General features: G+C 72.0%; 17 protein-coding genes. 8 read left to right on the top strand and 9 right to left on the bottom strand.

What is annotated here, in order from left to right; genetic code table 11:
• Positions 1–36 precede the first annotated feature (36 nt).
• From Pen02_RS16975 to Pen02_RS16965, 3 genes are read right to left on the bottom strand one after another with little or no spacing between them, the layout of a single operon-like run.
• Positions 37–891, bottom strand: a complete 855-nt coding sequence (locus Pen02_RS16975) for a class I SAM-dependent methyltransferase (RefSeq protein ID WP_203867021.1) — start codon at positions 889–891, stop codon at positions 37–39.
• Complete coding sequence (locus tag Pen02_RS16970; RefSeq protein WP_203867020.1) at positions 888–2,459, bottom strand: lipopolysaccharide biosynthesis protein; 1,572 nt, start codon at positions 2,457–2,459, stop codon at positions 888–890. The genes Pen02_RS16975 and Pen02_RS16970 overlap by 4 nt, the downstream gene beginning before the upstream one ends.
• Positions 2,452–3,534, bottom strand: coding sequence for a sugar transferase (locus Pen02_RS16965; protein WP_203867019.1), 1,083 nt, complete (start codon positions 3,532–3,534; stop codon positions 2,452–2,454). Before Pen02_RS16965 ends, Pen02_RS16970 begins: the two co-directional genes overlap by 8 nt.
• Before the next feature lie 310 nt (positions 3,535–3,844).
• Here Pen02_RS16965 and Pen02_RS16960 point away from each other — a divergent pair, with 310 nt between their 5' ends.
• From Pen02_RS16960 to Pen02_RS16935, 6 genes are all read left to right on the top strand, one after another.
• Positions 3,845–3,988, top strand: a complete 144-nt coding sequence (locus Pen02_RS16960; RefSeq protein WP_203867018.1) for a hypothetical protein — start codon at positions 3,845–3,847, stop codon at positions 3,986–3,988.
• Positions 3,985–4,587, top strand: coding sequence for a hypothetical protein (locus Pen02_RS16955; protein WP_203867017.1), 603 nt, complete (start codon positions 3,985–3,987; stop codon positions 4,585–4,587). Before Pen02_RS16960 ends, Pen02_RS16955 begins: the two co-directional genes overlap by 4 nt.
• Positions 4,577–5,947 (top strand): glycosyltransferase family 2 protein, encoded by a 1,371-nt coding sequence (locus Pen02_RS16950; RefSeq protein ID WP_203867016.1) that lies wholly within the window; start codon positions 4,577–4,579, stop codon positions 5,945–5,947. The genes Pen02_RS16955 and Pen02_RS16950 overlap by 11 nt, the downstream gene beginning before the upstream one ends.
• Before the next feature lie 112 nt (positions 5,948–6,059).
• Positions 6,060–6,887 carry a choice-of-anchor P family protein gene (locus Pen02_RS16945; RefSeq protein ID WP_275413585.1) on the top strand — a complete coding sequence of 276 codons (828 nt, stop codon included), beginning with the start codon at positions 6,060–6,062 and terminating at the stop codon, positions 6,885–6,887.
• Between the two features lie 9 nt (positions 6,888–6,896).
• The gene (gene wecB, locus Pen02_RS16940; RefSeq protein ID WP_203867014.1) at positions 6,897–8,180 is read left to right on the top strand and encodes a non-hydrolyzing UDP-N-acetylglucosamine 2-epimerase; all 1,284 of its coding nucleotides are present in this window, start codon (positions 6,897–6,899) and stop codon (positions 8,178–8,180) included.
• A gap of 125 nt (positions 8,181–8,305) precedes the next feature.
• Entirely contained in the window at positions 8,306–9,394 is a 1,089-nt protein-coding gene (locus Pen02_RS16935; RefSeq protein ID WP_203867013.1) for a hypothetical protein, read from the top strand.
• 219 nt (positions 9,395–9,613) lie between these two features.
• Here the strand turns inward: Pen02_RS16935 and Pen02_RS16930 are convergent, their stop codons facing one another.
• The 6 genes from Pen02_RS16930 to Pen02_RS16905 all read right to left on the bottom strand — a co-directional run bounded on the left by Pen02_RS16930 (position 9,614) and on the right by Pen02_RS16905 (position 16,474).
• Positions 9,614–11,005, bottom strand: a complete 1,392-nt coding sequence (locus Pen02_RS16930) for an acyltransferase family protein (RefSeq protein ID WP_203867012.1) — start codon at positions 11,003–11,005, stop codon at positions 9,614–9,616.
• Positions 11,006–11,297: 292 nt separating this feature from the next.
• On the bottom strand, positions 11,298–12,146 hold the full coding sequence (locus Pen02_RS16925) for a sugar phosphate isomerase/epimerase family protein (protein WP_203867011.1): 849 nt from the start codon (positions 12,144–12,146) through the stop codon (positions 11,298–11,300).
• Positions 12,143–13,369 carry a Gfo/Idh/MocA family protein gene (locus Pen02_RS16920; protein ID WP_239140866.1) on the bottom strand — a complete coding sequence of 409 codons (1,227 nt, stop codon included), beginning with the start codon at positions 13,367–13,369 and terminating at the stop codon, positions 12,143–12,145. The genes Pen02_RS16925 and Pen02_RS16920 overlap by 4 nt, the downstream gene beginning before the upstream one ends.
• Positions 13,366–14,256 carry a carbohydrate ABC transporter permease gene (locus Pen02_RS16915; RefSeq protein WP_203867010.1) on the bottom strand — a complete coding sequence of 297 codons (891 nt, stop codon included), beginning with the start codon at positions 14,254–14,256 and terminating at the stop codon, positions 13,366–13,368. Before Pen02_RS16915 ends, Pen02_RS16920 begins: the two co-directional genes overlap by 4 nt.
• Positions 14,253–15,149 carry a carbohydrate ABC transporter permease gene (locus Pen02_RS16910; RefSeq protein WP_203867009.1) on the bottom strand — a complete coding sequence of 299 codons (897 nt, stop codon included), beginning with the start codon at positions 15,147–15,149 and terminating at the stop codon, positions 14,253–14,255. Before Pen02_RS16910 ends, Pen02_RS16915 begins: the two co-directional genes overlap by 4 nt.
• A complete protein-coding gene (locus tag Pen02_RS16905) occupies positions 15,149–16,474 on the bottom strand; it encodes an ABC transporter substrate-binding protein (protein ID WP_203867008.1) in 1,326 nt (441 codons plus the stop codon). The genes Pen02_RS16910 and Pen02_RS16905 overlap by 1 nt, the downstream gene beginning before the upstream one ends.
• A 162-nt stretch (positions 16,475–16,636) precedes the next feature.
• On the opposite strand from Pen02_RS16905, the gene Pen02_RS16900 reads away from it, so the two are divergent.
• Together Pen02_RS16900 and Pen02_RS16895 are read left to right on the top strand one after the other, a co-directional pair.
• The gene (locus Pen02_RS16900) at positions 16,637–17,668 is read left to right on the top strand and encodes a LacI family DNA-binding transcriptional regulator (protein WP_203867007.1); all 1,032 of its coding nucleotides are present in this window, start codon (positions 16,637–16,639) and stop codon (positions 17,666–17,668) included.
• 226 nt (positions 17,669–17,894) lie between these two features.
• Positions 17,895–19,703, top strand: a complete 1,809-nt coding sequence (locus Pen02_RS16895; protein WP_203867006.1) for a S8 family serine peptidase — start codon at positions 17,895–17,897, stop codon at positions 19,701–19,703.
• The last annotated feature ends 162 nt before the right edge of the window (positions 19,704–19,865 follow it).

Raw genomic sequence — 19,865 nt, 5'->3', positions numbered from 1 at the left:
TCCGTCGCGGGCAGGTGGTGGCCTCCAGTTGAGCGGTCACGATTCCTCCCTTCGAACGCCCCGAGGCAGGCGCGCGATCAGCCGCAGCAGATCGCCCCGCCTGGGCTGGGTCAGCCGGAGCGAGCCGGTTCCCCGCCAGTCGGACGGCAACAGTCGACGTACGTGTCGAAGCCGGTACGTCACCGGCATGTAGTAACGGAAGACCGCCGTGTCGCAGCGCACGACGTCGAATCCGCTCCGGGTGACGAGTCGGATCAGCGAGTCCGGGTCGAAGTGCCAGCGGTGGTAGCGGGGTTGCAGTCCCGGCCACGCCTGCCCCAGCCGGCCGGCGGCCCCGGAGGCGATGTTCGGGACCTCCAACGCCAGCCAACCCCGGGGCGCCAACCGCTCCCGCGCCGCCGACAGGAACACACGCGGATCCTCCACGTGCTCCAACACATGGAACGCACACACCGCGTCCACCAGACGAGACGAAACATCCGACTCGAAAAACCCGTGCCGCACCGGCACACCCAACCGCTCCCGGGCAAACCGCGCCGCCGCAGCCGAAACCTCCACACCCTCCGCCGCAATACCCGCCCGCAACGCCGCCTCGACGAAAAACCCGCCCGCCGAACCCGCCTCCACCAACGAACCCGGCCGCGTCACCGACAACAACCACCGCAACCGACGACCCGACTCGAACCGCCGAGGCGCCGGCAGGAAGTAATCCTCGTAACCCGCACCGGAGAAATACGACTCGTCATACAACTCCGACAGCGACGGAAACTCACCGACCGTCCACGAAAAACCACACCCCCCACAACGCCGCACCACACCTGCGAACGCCACACCGTGCCCACCGACCCGACCACAGAGCAGGCAGCGGTCGCAGTCCACCGAGACGCTCACCGGACGACACCGTCCGGAGCCAGGGCCGGTGACCCGGGCCGCCGGAGCAGTCGGGCGAGCCGGGTCCGGTCGGCCGGGGCCAGGAAACCGGCGGCCAGCAGCACGCCGACGGCGAGCAGCAGTACCACGCCGGAGCGGGTCAGCACCGCGAGGGCGGCGTCCAGCCGCCCGGGGCCGTCCGGCAGCAGTCGGGCCGCGAGTCCACCGCCGAGACCGGCGACCGCGCCGGCCAGTACGGAGGGCCGGACGGCCCGCAGTACCGGACCGATCGGGCGTGCGCTGGTGCGGTGGAAGCGCGCGATGAAGTAGGCGGTGCCGAGGGCGACCCCGATCGAGGTGGCCAGCGGAACGCCGGCCGGGCCGACCAGGTGCAGCAGCGGCCAGGTCAGGGCGAGGTTGAGCAGGACGGAGAGCAGCGCGTACCCGGTCTCCTGCCCGGGCCGGCCCTCGACCCGGAGCACGATCGCGGTCGCCCCGGCGGCGAGGTTCAGCGCGTAGCTCGGGGCCAGCACGACGATGCCGACCGTCGCCCACCAGACCGGCTGACCGAGCCAGAGCCGGACGAGCGGGTCGGCGCAGACCACCAGCAGCGCGCTGCTGACCGCGGCGAACGCGGTGAGATGCTTCGTCGCGGTGAGGTGGAACCGGTCGAGCCAGGCCGGCCCCTCGGTCGCCGCCCGGGACACCGCCATCGGGAACATCGTCAGCAGCACGATGGTGGGCGGCAGCCGCAGCATGTTGAGCAGCCGGTTGCCGAGTTCGAAGCCACCGGCCACGGTGGGTCCGGCAGTGCCGCTCAGGATGAAGCGGTCCAGTTCCAGGTTCGTCGCCCCGGCCGCACCGGTGCCCTGCACCTGCAGCCCGTACCCGAGAAGGTGGCGCAGCTCGCCGGGGCCGGGGGCGCGCAGGCTCGGGCGCAGTCGGGGCTGCCAGCGGCTGGCGGCGGCCACCACCAGGGCGGCCCGGACCGCACAGGTCGCGGCCATGGAGGCGGCCAGCGCCAGCAGGCCACCGCCGAGGCGTACGACGAGTACCGCCAGCGCCGCGCCGAGCACCGCCGTACCGCCGCTGGCCCAGGCCAACGCGGTGTACCGCTGGGTACCTTCCAGCACCGCCCGCCAGGGCAGCGCGACACCGTCGCAGAGCAGCCCGAGCAGCAGAGTGAGCGCCGCCTGGCGGGCCTCGCCGGCCAGCTCGCCCAACTGGAGCAGCCGGGCCAGCCACGGCCAGCCGACCAGGGTGCCGGCGGAGGCGAGCAACCAGAGGAGTACGCCCCAGACCAGGCCGACACCGAGCGCCGTACGCGCCGACCGGTGCAGCGGCTCGGTCAGCGCTCCGGCGACCTGTCGTACCAGCGCGGACCCGAGTCCGAGGTCGACCAGGGCGACGATCGCCACCAGGCCGCCGAGCAGTGCCCACACCCCGAAGCGCGCCGCGCCGAGCTGGTCGTAGAGAACCGGCAAAGAGCCCAGTCCGGCCACGGCCATCACGATCCGGGCGGTGATCAGGCTGGCGGAGTTGCGGGTCAGCCGGCGGCCGGTGGAGGAGCCGGAGGCAGAGCTAGCCACGGGGGAACCCCCGGAACAGCTCGACGATGGTCAGCACCACCAGCAGCAGGTCCAGCCGCAGCGACCGGCAGTGCAGATAGAGCAGGTCGCAGCGGAGCTTCTCCTCGACCGTCGCGGCGTAGCCGCCGGTGAGCTGGGCGATCCCGGTCATCCCGGGCCGGATCCGGTGCCGCAGCTCGTAGTGCGGAAGTTCCCGGAAGGTGGCGACGAACTCGGGGCGCTCCGGGCGCGGGCCGACCAGGCTCATGTCGCCGCGGACCACGTTCCACAGTTGCGGGAGTTCGTCGAGCCGGAACCGCCGCAGCACCCGGCCGACCCGGGTCACCCGGGCGTCGTCCACGCTGGCCAGCGCCGGTCCGGTGTGCCGCTCGGCGTCGGCACGCATGGTCCTGAACTTGACCATGTGGAACCGGTGCCCGCCGGCACCCACCCGTTCCTGGCGGTAGAGCGGCGGCCCGCTGAGGCTCACCGCCGCCGCGACGACCAGCATGAGTGGTACCACCAGCGGGGCGCCGAGCAGGGTCACCGCCACGTCGAGGGCGCGCTTCACCTTCTCCTCCCCCGACCGGCCGGGCCGGAGCCGCAGCCACGGCAGTCCGCCGAACCGACGCAGCCGGGCGGGTTGCAGCAGCCCGTAGACCGGGTGGGCGAGTACGAAGATCTCGACGTCGTGGGCCAGGCAGACGGCGGCGAGCCGGGCGTCGAGGCTGTCCAGCGGGTGCTTGCAGAGCAGCAGCTTCGGCCGCCACCGCAGCAGTGCCTCGTCGAGCTGTTCCATCCGCTCCGGCAGTGGCAGGCGGGCGGCGACGTGGAACTCGTCGGCCAGTCGGTCGGGGGTGGCGTCGCCGGTACGCGGCTCCAGTACCAGTGCCCGGACGCCCCTGCGGGCCGGCGCGGACCGGCGGCCGGCGGTGCTGTTCCGGCCGCGTCGGTGCCGCCCGGGCCGGCGGGGCGGGCTCGGGACGACGGCGTGTCGCGCACCGGTCCGGCGCGCTCCGGTGCCGGTACGGCGGTCCGCGCCGGCCTCGGCGCCGGGCGGCGCGGACGGGACGAGTTGCGTCTGGTCGATGCTCAACGTCGTGGGGCTTCCGGTTTCGGGTGGTGGACAAATCTGAATCGCTCAACACATTCGATTCATGGTTGGACATACCTTAAACGCCCTAAAAGGACTAATACCGATAAACGACGTAAATACCCACCGACACCTCCCGCCCGACGGTCCGGCGTGGCGCCACCACCGAACGCGAGAGTCCTTGCGCACGGCCATCGCCGGTACTCGATGAATTATGACCGATAAGGGGTTTTTAGGGATAGCTGCGAACACTGGGGTGTTTCGCCCCTAATGTTACTGCTGACCGGAGCGAAGCAAGACGGGGGTGATGGTCATGTACGGTCCCAAGGGGCCACCGACCGGCGGCGGGCTGGCCCTGACCGGGGTGGCGTTGCAGTCCTGGCTACTGGCCGGGTTGGGCCTGGTCATCCTGGGTGCGGCGATGGTGCTGCTGGTGTTGCAGAAGCGGTCCCAGTGACCGGTACCCACCTGCGGAGCATCCACCGGAGTCCCGTGGCGGCCCGGCGGCCGAATGCCCGCCCGCCGGCCGGCCGGCCCTCCCGGCTCCGCCTCGTGCTCGCCGCCCTGGTCGGCGTCGGTGCGGCCGGTGCGGTGGCCGCGAACCTCCGCTGGATCGCCGGCGGCGAAGCCTGGTTGAGCGCACGCTTCGTGGACGGGCTCGGACTCGCCGAGGCGCGCTCCAGCTACTCGACCGTGATCTTTCCGCTGGACGAGCGGTGGGTCGGCTTCATGGTGACGCTCGGCTGCTCGGTCGGGCTGCTGCTGATCCCGCCGGTGGCCCTGGCCGCCTTCCTCATGTTCGTCGGACGGGTCAGCGTGTCCCGGGCGACCGTGTGCTGCGCGGTCACCGCGGTCCTGCTGGTCGCCGTCAACCAGCTCCGGCTCGCCGCGGTCGTCGGCTCGATGCGGCTCTGGGGATTCGAGCAGGGCTACGAACGCAGCCACGTACTGATCGGATCGGTGATCACCACCCTCGGGGTGGTCGGCAGCGCGATCCTGTTCGTCGTGCTGCTGACCCGGGGCCGAGCAGTTCGGAACGCCGATCATGTCACTTGAACTCAGCGCCCTGGAACTGCTGAACACCCTGGCGTTCCTGCTCTGCGTGACCTTCTGCGCCTACGTGGTCGGCATCATGGTCATCTTCCTGCGGAACGACCGGAGCACCGGCGGCGATCCCGCCGGATTCGAATGGCACCTCCTCGTACCCTGCCGCGACGAATCCTCGGTGATCGCCGAGACGGTACGCGCCCTACGGCGTGCCTGCCCGGAGGCGACGATCTGGTGCGTCGACGACGCGTCCACGGACGGCACCGGCGAACTGCTCCACACTCTCGCGGCCGACCCGCGCGTCCGGGTGGTGCACCGGGTGCTGCCGGAGGCGCGGCAGGGCAAGGGTGCCGCCCTCAACGCAGGCTGGCGGGCGATCCGGGCCGGCGTACCGGCCGACGCCGACCGGAGCCGGATCCTCGTCGGGGTGGTCGACGCCGACAGCCGCCTCGACCCGAACTGCCTGACCGCGCTCGCCGGCCGGCGCTACTTCGGCCGGTCCCGGATCTCCGCCGTGCAGATCGAGGTACGGATGCTCGACTGTGGGCGGGCCCGCTCCCGGGTCGGCCGGCGGCGGTGGAGCCAACTGCTCATCCGGTTGCAGGACATGGAGTTCCGGGGCCCGATCGCCGCGATGCAGGAACTGCGGCGCCGGACCGGCAGCGTGGGCATGGGCGGCAACGGGCAGTTCACCCGGCTGGACATGCTGGACCGGATCGCCGAGTCCCAGGGCACGCCCTGGCACGGCGCGCTGCTGGAGGACTTCGAACTCGGCCTGCACGTGCTGCTCGCCGGCGGCCGGACCGAGTACTGCCCGGAGACCTGGGTCGCCCAGGAGGCGCTGGTCAGGCTCCGACTGCTGATCCGGCAGCGTACCCGCTGGGCACAGGGCTCCATGCAGTGCGCCCGGTACGCCTGGGCCGTGCTGACCTCCCGACACATCCGGAACACCGCCGCCGTGGAGATCGCCCACTTCCTCTCCGCGCCGTGGACCCAGCTCGGCGGAACCCTGGTCTACCTGGCCTGCTCGGCAGTGCTCGGCTACTACATCTGGCAGACCCCGTCCGGCCTGGTCGGCTGGTGGTCGCACGGCGGCTGGGGCGTACTGCCGCTGATCGTGGTCTTCGGCATCCTCCCGTTCGCCGCCTGGGGGCTGATCTACCGGGCCCGCTGCGACCGGAGCCTGAGCGTGCCGGCCGCAATCGGGCTCGGCCTCGGCCACTGGCTGAACAGCTACGTCCAGTGCGTGGCCGTCTGGTGGGCGTTCCTCCGCCTGCTCACCGCCCGGTCCGACTGGCAGAAGACCGCGCGCTCCCAGGACCTCGTCCGGGTCGTGTTGACGCGCGGCGCGGCAACGCCGCATCCCTGAACCTCCCCCGGTGCGGAACTCCGTGCAGGGTTCCACCCCCAGTCCAGATCCAAGAAAAACAAGGAGCGGTTCAAACATGACGAAAAAGTGCTTACCGTTCGGGCGGTTGGCTGTGGCGGCGGCCGCGGGCTGCACCGCCGCCCTACTCGCCGCATCGCCGGCGCTGGCCGACACCTCGCAGGTCTCGGCGTCCGCGCTGAACATCACCCTGCTCGGCGGCTCGGTGGCCAGTTCGGGCACGTTCACCGCCAACAACACCGACGGCGGCAGCGAGACCACCACCGGGGACTCGAGTCCACTGCTGAGCGTGTTGGGCAGTCAGAACGTCATCACGGCCGGCGTACTCGGCCAGTACGGTACCGCGCTGTTCGGCGGCGTCTCCCGTGGCTGTGCCGGACTGCTCGGCACCGGTGGCGAGTTCGTGGTCGGTGCCGACGGCACCTGCACCGTCGACAACGGCGCCGAGGTCGACCTGGTGCTGGGTGTCGTGGCCGGTGCGACCATCGCGCTGACCGCGGACGCGATCTACGCCACCTGCGAGGCGACCAGCGCGCCGACCGCCGACGGCGCCGCCTCCCTGGTGAACGCGCGGATCACCTCGACCGTCCTGGGCATCGAGACCACCCTGCTCAACCTGTCGCCCAACCCGGCACAGAACACCGGGCTCACCCTGCCGGGACTGCTCAACGTCGTGCTCAACGCGCAGACCAGCTCCGGGCCGGGCCAGATCGACGTGACGGCGTTGCAGATCGAGGCGATCTCCGGGCTGCTGGTCTCGCTCGACGTGGGCAACGTGGTCTGCGGACCGAACGCGATCGCGCCGCCGATCCCGGTCATCCCGCTCGCCGGTGCGCCGATCGCCGCCGGCACGCTCGGGCTCGTCGCCGTCGGTGGGTTCCTGCGCCACCGCAGCCGCCGCGAAGCCGCGATCCGGTCCTAGGGAGCCAGCATGGGAGACAGGAACTTCGACCAACCGGAGATCGTCCTGCTGGCGGGTACCCGTCCGGAGGGGATAAAACTGGCGCCGCTGGCGTTGGAACTGGGTCGGGACGGTCGCTTCACGACGACGCTGATCGACAGCGGGCAACAGCCCGACCAGGTGGCCGAAACCCTGGCTCCCTTCGGTCTGGCCCCCGACGAGGTGTTGATCCCGGTCCGCCGGGACGGCTCGCTCGCCGAACTCGCCGTCGCACTGCTGTCCGCCGTGGACGCCGCGCTCGGCCGGCGGAACCCGGCCGCCGTGGTGGTGCAGGGCGACACCCTGACCGCACTGGCCGGCGGACTGGTCGCGTTCTGGCGCGGCATCCCCGTCGTACACCTGGAAGCCGGCCTGCGCACACACAACCTGCGGGAACCGTTCCCGGAGGAGGCGAACCGGGCCCTCCTGGCCCGGATCGCCGACCTCCACCTCGCACCGACCGACACCGCGCGACGCCACCTGCTCGCCGAGGGGGTGGCAGCGGAGCGCATCGTGCTCACCGGGAACACCGTGGTCGACGCCCTCGACCACCTGGTCGACCACGACCTGGCCCGGCCGCCGGACTGGCTGGACCACGGCCGACCGGTCGTGGTCGCGACGATGCACCGCCGGGAGAACTGGGGCCAGGGAGTACGCGACATCTGCGCGGGACTGGTGAAGCTCGGCGAGGTACGCCCCGACGCGCAGGTGATCGTGGTCCTGCACCCCAACCCGGCGCTCGGGGCGGAGATCAGGACCGCACTGACCGGCGTACCGTCCGTGCGGGTCCTGCCCGCACTGCCGTACCCGGAGATGATCGGCCTGCTGCTCGTCGCCGACGTCGTACTGACCGACTCCGGCGGCATCCAGGAGGAGGCGGTGACGATCGGGGCGCCGGTACTGGTGACCCGGGACCGGACCGAACGTCCGGAGGTACTCGCCGCCGGCCGGGGTCGGCTGGTCGGTACCCGCCCGGAGCGGATCGCCCAGGCGGTCGTCGAACATCTCCGCTCGGAACCGGTACCGACGATGTCCTCCCCGTTCGGGGACGGCCGGTCGGCCACCCGCGCCGTCGCGGCCCTGGCCGACCTGCTCATCCCGGTGTCCCGGCCGGAGCCGTCGGCCGCCCGGGCCGACCTGCCGGCGACGACGGGCGTCGAAGTCGACCCCGTCGCGGTGGACCCCAACGGCTCCGAGGTCGACGACCTCGACCTGGTCCGCCGGCTCGTGCAACGGGCCGGCCCGCCCCGGCCGGTGCTCTCACCGACCCGATAAGTCCGCAACCACCAACACTCGCGGCCGGCTCGTCAGCGCTGTCCGACGCCGCCGGCCGCGAGTGCTCGTGACCCCGGCGACGGGGGTACCCGGGTCACGGGTGTCGACAGAAAGTTCCGATCGCAATGCGCGTGCACACATCACTGCGCCGGCTGGGCCTCGTCGCCGTCACCGCCGGCCTGACCCTGCAACTGACCCCGGCGACGGTGGCGGCATCGGCCGCCGTCGACAGCGGCGGCGCGCTGGAGGTACGCGTCGCCGTCCCACCGGGCGACAAGCCGAGCGATGCCGACCTGACCCGGCTGGCGGCGCACGCCCGGCCGGGCGACGTCGTCGACCGTTGGATCGAGGTGGTCAACCCGTCCCGGCTCCGGCAACACGTCACCGTCTATCCGGCCGGGGCGACCATCCGCAACGACACCTTCAGCTATGCCGAGGGGCGCACCGGCAACGAACTGAGCCGCTGGACCCGCGTCCCGTCGTCGACCTTCCGGCTGGAGCCGAGGGCGAAGAAGCCGGTGCGGATCAGGCTCACCGTTCCGGCATCGGCCGCACCGGGCGAGCGGTACGCCGTGATCTGGGCGCAGATCGCCGCAGCGGCACCGAAGTCGCCGAAACGGGCCGGCAAGGCGCCGCCGGCCCGCCGTACCGGCCTGCGGGTCTACCTGAACGTCGGCACCGGAGCGGAACCCCAGCCCGCCTTCGAGATCGTCGGCATGCGGGCCGAACAGACCGCCCGGGGCGTCCCGGTGGTGGTCGCCCAGGTCCGCAACACCGGTCCCCGGGCCCTCGATCCGCACGGCACCCTCCGGCTGTCGACGGCGTCCAGCCCGGCGGCGCTCGGCCCGTTCACCGCGCTGGGCGGGGTCACCATCGCCCCGCAGAGCTCCGGGTCGATGACGGTACCGCTCTACGGGCGGCTGCCGGCCGGACCGTGGAACGCCGAACTCGCCGTCGCCGACGGGGCGGTACTGCGGGAGTCCAAGGCGACGCTCAGCCTGCCCGAACCCCGGCCCAGCTCGCTGGTGGTCACGAAGGACGACGGGCCGTCGATGATCCTGATTCTGGCGGCGACGGGGGCGCTGCTCGGCGTACTCGTGCTGCTCGGCCTGCGGTTGCGGCGGCGCGGGCGGCGCCCGGTGGGTGCACACCGCGCCCGCCGAACCGGGCCGGGCGCGCCACGGATCGCCCCGCCCGAACAGGGACTCCACTGATCCGATCCCTGGTGGATGCGCCTCCGGCCTACCGCCGAACAGCGGTAGGCCGGAGCATCGGGCGGTAGACCGGAGGGTCGAGCCGGAGGATCGGGCGTTAGCCGGTGCATCGGGTGGTATGCCGGTGCATCGGGCGTTTGCCGGAGGATCGCGCGGTGGGCTGGAGAATCGCGCGGTGGTCCGGAGGGCCGGCCGGGTGCTCGCGCACCGCGAAGCCGGTCAGGACAGCGCCGGTGCGGCCACCCCCGGCGTGTCTCCGGCGTCCTGCGGCTCCGGCGGGCAGGTGGCCGGGCCGGCGGGCCGGCCACCTGCCGCCGCGATGGACCGGATCCGCATGAACGCCGGGCTGGCGAGCTGCGCGGGAGCGGCGGGCGTTGCCGGCGGCAGAGGGCTGCGCGGCGAGCGGGCGGAGGCGCGGTGGCTCGGACGCCACCGGGTCGGGCCGGTGTACCGGGGCGGCCAGCCACCGTACTGCCTGAGTCGCAGGGCGGGTCGCTCGACCAGGTGCCACGAGGCGACGGCGAAGAGGAGGGTGCTGGCCAGCGACAGCAGCAGGTAGCCGAGCAGGCCGTACCGGGCGCCGCCGAACAGGGCGATCAGCTGTTGCAGGGGGAAGGCGTACAGGTAGGTGCCGTAGGAGTAGTCGCGGTGCGGACCGAGTACCGCCAGCCGGCCCGGCAACGCGACGCCGAGATAGAGCAGCAGGTAGGCGTACGCGGGGAGCCCGACGGCGATGTACCCGCCCTGCCACAGCGACCCGACGACCAGTACGGCGGCCAGCGAGGCCATCGCGCCGGTCATCGGTACCCGGTGCAGGTAGAGCCGGGCCGCCGTGCCCAGCAGGAAGAGGAACCCGAGATAGACGACGTGGTCGGCGGCGAAGGACCCGATCAGCGGGAACGGACCCACCACGCCGTGCTGCGGGGGCCAGACCGTCCAGTCCGGTGCGGTCAGCAGGTCCCGGAGGATGATCGCGTAGAGGCCCAGCAGCAGCAGGAGCACCGCCCGGGGTGCCCGACGGAGCACTGCGGTCGCGGCCAGCGTACCGACCACGGCGTAGCAGGCCAGCTCGTACCGCAGGCTCCACAGTGAGCCGTCGAAGGCGGCCGGTGCACCGACCATCCGCCCGAACGGGGTGTCGGCGAGCAGGCCGGAGATCGGGTACTGCTCCATCGAGCCGAACCAGTTGGTCAGCAGGTAGTCCAGCGGGCCGTCCGGGTGGCTCCAGAAGCCGTCGAGGCTGCCGCGCTCCCGGTACGCCGCCAGCGGCGCGAAGACGAGTGCGGTGACCAGCAGACAGGCCCACAGGGCTGGGAAGATCCGCAGGGCCCGGTGCCAGCCGAACCGGACGGCGGAGTGGCGCAGTCCGCTGCCGGCGACCAGGAAGCCGGAGATGACGAACAGGCCCTGCATCGAGAACATGCCGAGGTTGCTCTGCCCGGAGGTGGCGTACCAGCCGGGGCTCGGCTGCCCGAGCCCGAGCGGCCAGGCGTGTGCCACCAGGACCCCGACCGCCAGGGCCAGCCGGAGCAGCCCGAACGCGTTGCGTTCCGGTAGGTAGCGGTCCCGCAGTACGGGCATGCGCGGTTCGGTCGTTGTAGTGGACTGCATCGGGAACCCCTCGTCGAGCCTGACAGCGCGGTCAGGTGAGTCGTTGTGCCGAGGGGTTCGGCCGGCGGCCAGGGCGGCGCCGAGCCGGTGACAAAGATGGTAGATGTCCATCTCGGTAGATGTCCCAGGAATCGGTGAAATGCCCGATCGGGCCGTTGTGGCGGTGCCTGGAAGGATCGATCGGATTCGTCGGGGACGTCGACACGCGAAAACGGCCCGCATCGAGGACGTGGGGCCGGGGAAGAACCCGACTGTCGATCCTAATAGGAGCGCGCCGCCGGGTCGGGTGTGGTCAGCCGAGACGCTGTCGGATCGCTTGCAGGTAGGCGAGGTTGTCCCGCAGCCGGTCCTCCAGCGGCAGCACGGTGGAGAAGTCCTCCACGGTCACCCAGCCGTCGTAGCCGTGTCGGTGCAGCGCCCGCAGGTACGCCTCGACGTCCGCCTGCCCGTCGCGCAGCGTCGCCCACTCCTCGGTCCAGATCGACGAACCGTCCGGGGTGTAGCCGGTACGGTGCCAGGCGGCGTTCTTCACGTGTACGTGCGCGAGGTAGGGGCCGAGCATCTGGAAGCCGGCGAGATAGTCCTCGCGGCCCTCGACGACCAGGTTGCCGACGTCGTGGATCACGCCGACGGCGGCCGGATCGAGCCCGTCGACCAGCCGGATCGCGGCGGAGGCCGAGGCGACCAGGGTGCGGTGGTGCAGTTCGACGAGCGCGGTCACGCCGTGCCGGGCCGCCCGCCCGGCGACCCACTCCAGGTCCCGTCGGGTGGTCTCGAACAGCTCGCGGTAGTCGCCCCGGGACAGCGCGGGCATGGTCACCCGGACCCGCCCTGCTCCGAGCCGCGCGGTCGCGGCCAACATCCGCTCGACGCCGGGCCGGTCGTGACAGGGGACGTACCCGCCGATGCCGGAGAAGTCCAGCCCCGCCTCCCGGGTGAGCCGGGCGATCGCCGGCAGGCTCTCCTCCAGTCCGGTCAGCGGCCAGGTCGCCCGGTTGCCGGCCCAGAAGCCGGGGTCGGGCGCCTCCTCCTGGTCCGTGATCCGCCACTCGACGCCGTCCCAGCCCTGGTACGCCAGGATCGCCGTCACCTCGGCCGGCGTCCACTCCGGCGTCGAGGCGGTGAAGACCGAAAACCTCATCGCCGGCTCTCCCGCTCCTGCTCTTTCGCCACCGGCCCGCCCGGCGGTCCCGTCAGCACCGACACGTCGTCGAAGGCGCCCCGCCGGACCTCGTCGACGGAGATCGGCCGGCCCAGGGTGGCGGCCAGGTAGACCGCCCTGACGAGGGCGAGCGCGGCGAACCCGTCCTCGACCCGGATGCTCGGCGGGCGCCCGGCGTCGATGGCGGTCACGATGTCGGCGTACTGGCGCAGGTGGCCGAGGAGGAAGCTGTCCGGCGGCTTCGCCGCGCCGCGCAGTTCCGCCGCCGGCAACACCTCGGCCGCCTGGTTGGCCGGATCGGTCGGGTCGTCCGCGCCGGTCCCGCCGGCCGCGTGCAGGTACTCCAACTGGTCGTCGTCGAGGATCGCCGAGCCCCGGGTGCCGTGGATCTGGAGCCGGGCCGACAGCCCCGGATAGGCGCCCGTGCTGGCGTGCAGCACCGCCAGCGCACCGGAGGCGAACCGGACGGTGGCGACCGCCACGTCCTCCACCTCGATCCGCTCGTGCGCCAGCCGCGACGTGTACCCGAACACCTCGGTCGGCCGACCGAGCAGCCAGAGCAGCAGGTCCACGGTGTGCACCGCCTGGTTCATCAGCGCGCCGCCGCCGTCCAGCGCCCAACTGCCGCGCCAGTCGGCGGAGTCGTAGTAGCGCTGGCTGCGCCACCAGGCGACGGAGGCGACGGCGGAGGTGATCCGGCCGAGCCGGCCCGCCGTCACGGCCCGGTGCACCGCGAGGCTGGCCGGGTCGAAGCGGTGTTGGCTGATCACCGAGCAGACGATGCCCCGGGCTTCGGCGTCGGCGGCCAGCCGCGCGAGTTCCCGGGCCCGGGTCAGCGAGACGTCCAGCGGCTTCTCGACGACGACGTGCCGCCCCGCGTGCAGCGCCTCCTCGGTGAGGCCGGCGTGCGTACCGCTGGGGGTGCAGATGACGACCAGGCCGATCTCCTGCTTGGCGAGGGCGTCGGTCAGGGTCTCGTACCGGGCCGGTGGCGGGGCGCCGGTCTGCGCCGCCACCCGTTCGGCGAGGTCCCGGGCGGCCAGCGGGGCCGGGTCGACGACGCAGCCGAGCCGGAGCCGGGGATGCCGGAGGACGGCGGTGGCGTGGTGCTGGCCGATGACGCCGCCGCCGACGATGGCGACCGGGATCGGCGCGGCGCCCGGGGTCGGTTCCGGGTCGTTCCCGGTACGCCTGCTCGTCACTTGACGCCTCCTGCCGTGAGTCCGCTGATCAGGTAGCGCTGGAAGACGAGGTAGAGCACGACGACCGGGGCGGCGCAGACCAGCGCGGCGGCCATGAGCTGGCCGTACACCGGGATGGCGCCGCCCTCCTGGGTCGCCCCGAACACCTGCAACGCCACCGCCGCCGTCCGGCTGTCCGGGTTGGTCAGCACCGACGCGAAGAGCACGTCGTTCCAGCCGAGCAGCAGGGCGAAGATGCCGGCGACGACGAGACCGGGCCAGCTCAGCGGCAGGATCACCCGGGTCAGCACCTGCCAGGCGGACGCGCCGTCGACCCGGGCGGCCTCGTCCAGTTCGGGTGGCAGGCCGCGCAGGTAGGTCACCATGACCCAGGTGGAGAACGGCAGCGCGAAGGTCAGGTAGGTGACGAAGAGCGCCCACCGGGTGCCGATGACCGGTATCCCGAGCAGTTGCGCCGCACTGGCGAAGAGCACGAAGACCGGCAGCAGCATCAGGGTGCCCGGGATGCTCTGTAGCGCGAGCAGCCCGCGCAGGATGGCCAGCCGGCCCCGGAAGGCGTACCGGACCAGGACGTACGCGCTGCCGAGCGCGACGAACGCGCACCCGGCCGCCACCGTGCCGGCGACCAGCAGGCTGTTCGCCAGTCCCCGGCCCAGCTCGACTGTCGACCAGATCCGCAGGTAGTTGCCGAGATCGAGGCTGGTGGGCAGGAACGCGCCCTCGGCGACGGAGAGGTCGGAGTTGACCGAGGCGAAGACCATGTAGAGCACCGGGGCGAGGACCACCACCAGGAGTACGCCGATGACGAGCACCCGCAGCGGGCCCGGCAGCAGCCGGGTGACCGGGCCGGTCCCACTCCCGGTGCGTCGGCGCGTCGACCCGGTCATGCCCGGCTGCCCTGGTCCACGCCGTCCTGGCCCACGTCGAGCCGGACCGCGCGCAGGTAGCCGGCGAGCGGGATGGCGATCAGCACCAGGGACAGCACCGCCATCGCCGCACTCAGCCCGAACCGGAAGTTCTGGAAGCTCTCCACGTAGGTCAGCACCGGCAGCACCTCCACGTCCCGGGGACTCGGCACCCCGAAGAGCACGAACGGCAGGGTGAAGTTGTTGATGTTGTGCAGGAAGGCGATGATCACGGCTAGGCCGACCGGTCCGCGCAGGTGCGGGAAGATCACGTAGCGCAGCTTGTCCCACCAGCCGGCGCCGTCCAGGGCGGCGGCCTCGTGCAACACCGGGTCGACCGACTGTAGGCCGGCGAGGGCGAGCAGGTAGAGCAGTGGCCAACTGGCCCAGATCTGCACCACGACCAGCGCCCAGAAGCTCTGCCGGCCGTTCAGCCACAACCCGCCGTCGATGCCGAGCCGGGCCAGCAGCCCGTTCGCCACCCCGTCGGGTTGGAGGATGATCCGCCAGACGGTGCCGACGACGAACGCCGGCAGCACGTACGGGACGAGGAAGACCGAGCGGACGAGTCCCCGCCCCCGGAACCGGTCCTGGGTGGCGAGCGCGGCGGCGACCCCGATCGGCAGGGTCACCACCGTGACGATGGCCGCGTACGAGGTGCTGAGCACGATCGCGTGCACCGCCCCGGAGGCGCGTACCGCCTCGGTGTAGTTGGCCAGCCCGACGAAGGGCGCCCGCACCCACTGCCGGAACGAGTACTGGTCGAGGTCGAGCAGCGAGATGTGCAGGGCCACCGCCAGCGGCACCACGATCACCAGTACGGTGAGCACCGCGCCGGGCGCGAGCAGCCACAGCGGACGGTGTCGTCCGGGCATCACTTCGCCTTGTCGAGGGCCGCCTGGGCGGACGACTGCGCCTGCGCCAGCAGTGTCGACAGTCGGGACTCGTCGACCCGGCCGGCCGACAGCCCCGGCACGGACTGCACCACGACGTTGACCAGCGCCAACTGCACCTGGCTCCACGCCCCGCTGAACGGCGTCGCCACCGACCGCGCGGACGAGTCGACCATCGCGGCCAGCGCCGGGTCGGCCTGGAGTGCGGTGGCCGCGCTCGCGTCGGTGGGCAGCTCGCCGAACGTCTCGTAGTAGGTCCGCTGCTGGTCCGGGCTGGTGAGCAGCTTGACCAGCACGAGGGCGAGGTCGCGGTGCTTGGTGTACTTCGCCACCACCAGGTTGTCCCCGGAGAGGATGCTGGTGGCGTCCTGGCCGCCGGCGGGTCGGGCGGTGGCGCCGGGCGGGACGGTCGGCATGACGGCGTAGCCGTACTTGCCGGCGACGGCGGAGGCGTCGAGGGTGACCTTCGAGGTCGCCGAGACCATCGGCAGGTACGCCGCCCGGCCGGCGCCGAAGGCCGCGATCGCCTGGGCGTTCTTCCAGCCGACGGCGGCCGGGTCGACCACCCTGTCGGTCGCCAGCCAGCCCAGGTACGTCCGGTACGCGTCCCGCACCGTCGGCTCGTCGAGTCGGGCCTTGCCGTCGCTGACCAGCGGGTTGCCCGCCTGGAGGCTCATCGCCCAGACGAACTTCCACGGGTCGAAGCTGTCGGCGTAGGCGACCGCCATCCCGTACCGGCCGCCGGTGGTGAGCCGCTTCGCCTGCTCGCGCAGCCCGTCCCAACTCTCGGCCGGCTTGTCGATCCCGGCCGCCGCCAGCAGTTCCCGGTTGTACGCCATCACGAACGGCCGGGTGGTGAACGGTACCCCGACCTCGTGCTCCCGGTCCGGGCCGGAGATGCCGAGCGTCGCCGGCAGGAACCTGTCCCGGCCGCCGAGCTTGGTCCAGTCGTCCGGGGTCAGTTCGAGGAACGCGCCGGTGGCGTAGACGGTCGGGGTGAAGGTGGTGCCGATGGCGTAGATGTCCGGACCCTGACCCGAGAGCACCGACGTCTGTATCTTCGTCAGTTCGTCATTGGGCGTGGCGAATGTCTCGAAGCGCACCGTGGCTCCGGACTCCCGCTCGAACCGGGCGGAGATGTCGTCGAACCATTTCCGCTGCTCTTCGGGGTAGATCGTGTTGGCTCCGATGAGGACGTTGAGGGTCTCTCCCCCACCGGTCGAACCGCTGTCGGAACCACAGCCGGCCAGCGTCGAGGCAAGGAGAATCGCGCCGGACAGCGCGCTGACGACTCGTTTCGCTGTCATGTGCCTGCTCCTCGGGAGGAAATGCAGATAGCGAATGCCGGGTGGGGCGAACGGTTGGCATTCAGGCATCACATTGATCGCGGACTAAGGGGGACCGTAACAGTCTGGCAATCTGGTGGCAATCGTTTGCCAACTTTTGCCACCTGTGCTTCTCTGTGCCTCGTGGACAGCCCTCGGCAACCCGACCGCCCCCGCCCGGTCACCATCACCGACATCGCCGCACTCACCGGAGTGGCACCGTCCACCGTCTCCCGGGCGCTCACCCGGCCGGCCCGGGTCAACCAGGCCACCCGGGAGCGGATCGAGGCCGCCGCCCGGGAGCTCAACTACGTACCGAACTCGCAGGCCCGGGCGCTGACCTCCGGCCGGACCAGGACGATCGCCGTACTCGTCTCCGGCGTCACCAACCCGTTCTACTTCGGCATCATCCGCGGTACCCAGCAGGAGTTGAAGGCCGCCGGCTACGCCCACCTGCTCATCGACGTCGAGGACTCCGGCGAACTCGAAACCCAGATGCTGCACCGGATGCGGCAGTCCCTCGACGGCGCCATCCTGGCCGCGTCCCGGCTCTCCGAGCGGGAACTGGTCGGCCTCGCCGCCGAGATCCCGCTGGTCACCATCAACCGGGACGCGCGTGGCGTACCGAGCGTGGTGATCGACACCCCGGCCGGGATCGGTCAGGCCGTCGAGCACCTGATCTCGCTCGGCCACCGCGACATCGTCTACGTCTCCGGCCCGGAGCGGTCCTGGCCCAACGAGGCCCGGTGGCACCGGATGCGGGCCACGGCGGCAAGCCACGGCCTCCAGGTACGCCGGGTCGGGCCCTTCCCGCCGGAGCGGCCCTCCGGAACCGCCGCCGCCGACGCGGTGGTCAACACCGGGGCGACCGCCTGCATCGCCTTCAACGACCTGCTCGCCATCGGCATGCTCACCCGACTGCGGGACCGGGGCGTCCGGGTGCCCGAGGACCTCAGCGTCGTCGGCTGCGACGACATCTTCGGCGCCGACTTCTGCAATCCGCCGCTGACCACCCTCACCGCCCCGATCGACCAGGCCGGCCGGGTCGCGGTGGCGATGCTGCTCTCCGGGCTAGCCGAGCGGAGCACGCCGCATCCGCCCCGCCGCTGCGTGGTGCTGCCCACCCACCTCACGGTCCGCGAGTCGACCGGACCGGCACCGGCCGGGACCGCCTGAGGTCGGAAGCGGGTACGTACAACAGGAGTTCGACGCCGGATCGTCGTTTTCACGACACATGCAGATAGACCGGTTTCACTGGGATCAGTAGCTTTCCACTGAACCTTTCTCAACCTCCCCTCGCGGTCCGACGGGCCGCAGGGTCGGACGCTTCGCCTGAGCGCCGCGGTTCAGGTTGGAAAAGGTTCACTGCCGCCCCACCGTCGGTCTACTCTGGAGGTCAGACATGTCCAGGCGGTTAACCGCCCTACTCGCACTGGGCGCCCTCGTCACCACAGGTTCCGTGGTCGGCACCGCTCCGGCATCCGCCGGAACACTCCCCGCCAGCACCGTCGGCATTCCGTTGGACGCACCCGACGCCCCCAATCTCGCCGGTCAGGGGCAATTGGCGGTAACACTGTTCAGCACGGCCACGGTGGACGCCAGCAGAATCGACCCCGACACCGTCCGGCTCGGCCGGAACACGATGGCCGACGCCCGCAACGGTGCCCCGGTCGCCCGATGGGTCGGCGGCGGACTACTCAGCACCGTCACCGACGCGAACTCCGACGGCCGGTCGGACCTGCGGCTGTACTTCGACAAGGAGGCGCTGCGCACCGCCGGCCACCTCGACGCCGCCACCACCGGACTGACCGTCTCCGGCCAACTGCCCGACGGCCGGCTGGTACGCGGCTCGGACGCGGTGACGCCCGACGTCGTACTCGAAGTGAAGTTCGCCGAGACCTCGGCGGTACGCGGCGCGGACCGCGCGCTGCGCAGCGACCGTGGCCGGGACCTGGGCCCGGTCCGGAGCGTCCTCGACCGGCACCGCGCCGTACGGCTCGAACCGCTGCTGCCCGAGCAGACGCTGTCCCGGCTCTCCGGGCTCGCCGCGACCGCGACCGCCCGGGCCGGCCGGGCCGTCCCCGACATGGCCTCCTGGTATCACCTGACCCTGCCCGCCGGGGCGGACGTGTCGGCCGCGCTGCGCGACCTCCGGGCCCTGCCCGACGTGGCGTACGCCTATCCGGCGCCCGAGGCGGCGCCACCGCCGGCCACCCCCGACTTCACCTCGATGCAGGGCTACCAGCGGCCGGCACCGCAGGGCGTCGACGCCGACTTCGCCCGGCAGGACCCGCGCGCCCGGGGTGCCGGGATCCGCATCGTCGACCTCGAATACGACTGGAACCCGTTCCACGAGGACCTCCAGCTCGACTGGACCAGCGACCTCGGCGGCACCCAGTTTCCCCGGAACACCAGCTTCGCCGACGAACACGGCACGGCGGTCTTCGGCGAACTGGTCGCCCAGCCGAACGGCTACGGGGTGACCGGCGGCGTACCGGACGCCGACATGTTCGGCATCTCGCCGATGCAGCGGACCAGCAGCGGCGGGGCCAGCTACCGGCCGGCGGCGGCGATGACGCACGTCGCCCAGTTCCTCGGCGCCGGTGACGCGCTGCTGATCGAGCAGCAGACGACGGGCCCGAACGGCGGCACCCGGTACGTCCCGGCGGAGTGGGTGCAGTCGGTCTTCGACGCGACCCGGCTGCTCACCCAGCTCGGCGTGGTGGTGGTCGCCACCGGCGGCAACGGCGGCGAGAACCTCGACGCCCCCGAGTTCCAGGGTCGCTTCAACCGGTCGGTACGCGACTCCGGGGCGATCGTGGTCGGCGCCGGCGCCAGTACCGACCGGTCCCGGCTGAGCTTCTCGGTCTACGGCTCCCGGGTGGACGTGCAGGGCTGGGGCAACAACATCACCACCACCGGCAGCAACGGCAACCTCCAGGGTGGTACCAGCGCCGCCAACCGCAACATCCGGTACACCCGGTCGTTCGGCGGTACCTCCGGCGCCGGCCCGATCGTCACCGGCGCCGTGGTGGCGATCCAGTCGTACCTGAAGGCGACCGGCCGGCCGGTGCTGACCGCCACGGCGGTGAGCAACCTGTTGAAGAGCACCGGTACCCCGCAGGGCGGCAACACCGCACAGCGGATCGGACCGCTGCCCAATCTCCGGGCGGCGCTCGGGGCCGTCCAGTCCCCCGCCGCCGCGCGGTGACGACACGCGGTAGGTGACGGTGCCGACGCGGGGTAGGTCGAAGTGACGACGCGGTAGGTGACAGTGACGACGCGCGGTAGGTGACAGTGCCGGCGGGCTGCCGGGTCGAACGGGAGACCCGGCAGCCGGGTTCCGTCGGGGACGGCGAGCTGCCGGTCCGGT

This window comes from Plantactinospora endophytica, assembly GCF_016862915.1.
Lineage (GTDB): Bacteria > Actinomycetota > Actinomycetes > Mycobacteriales > Micromonosporaceae > Plantactinospora > Plantactinospora endophytica.
This window is presented reverse-complemented; position numbering and strand designations above follow the sequence as displayed.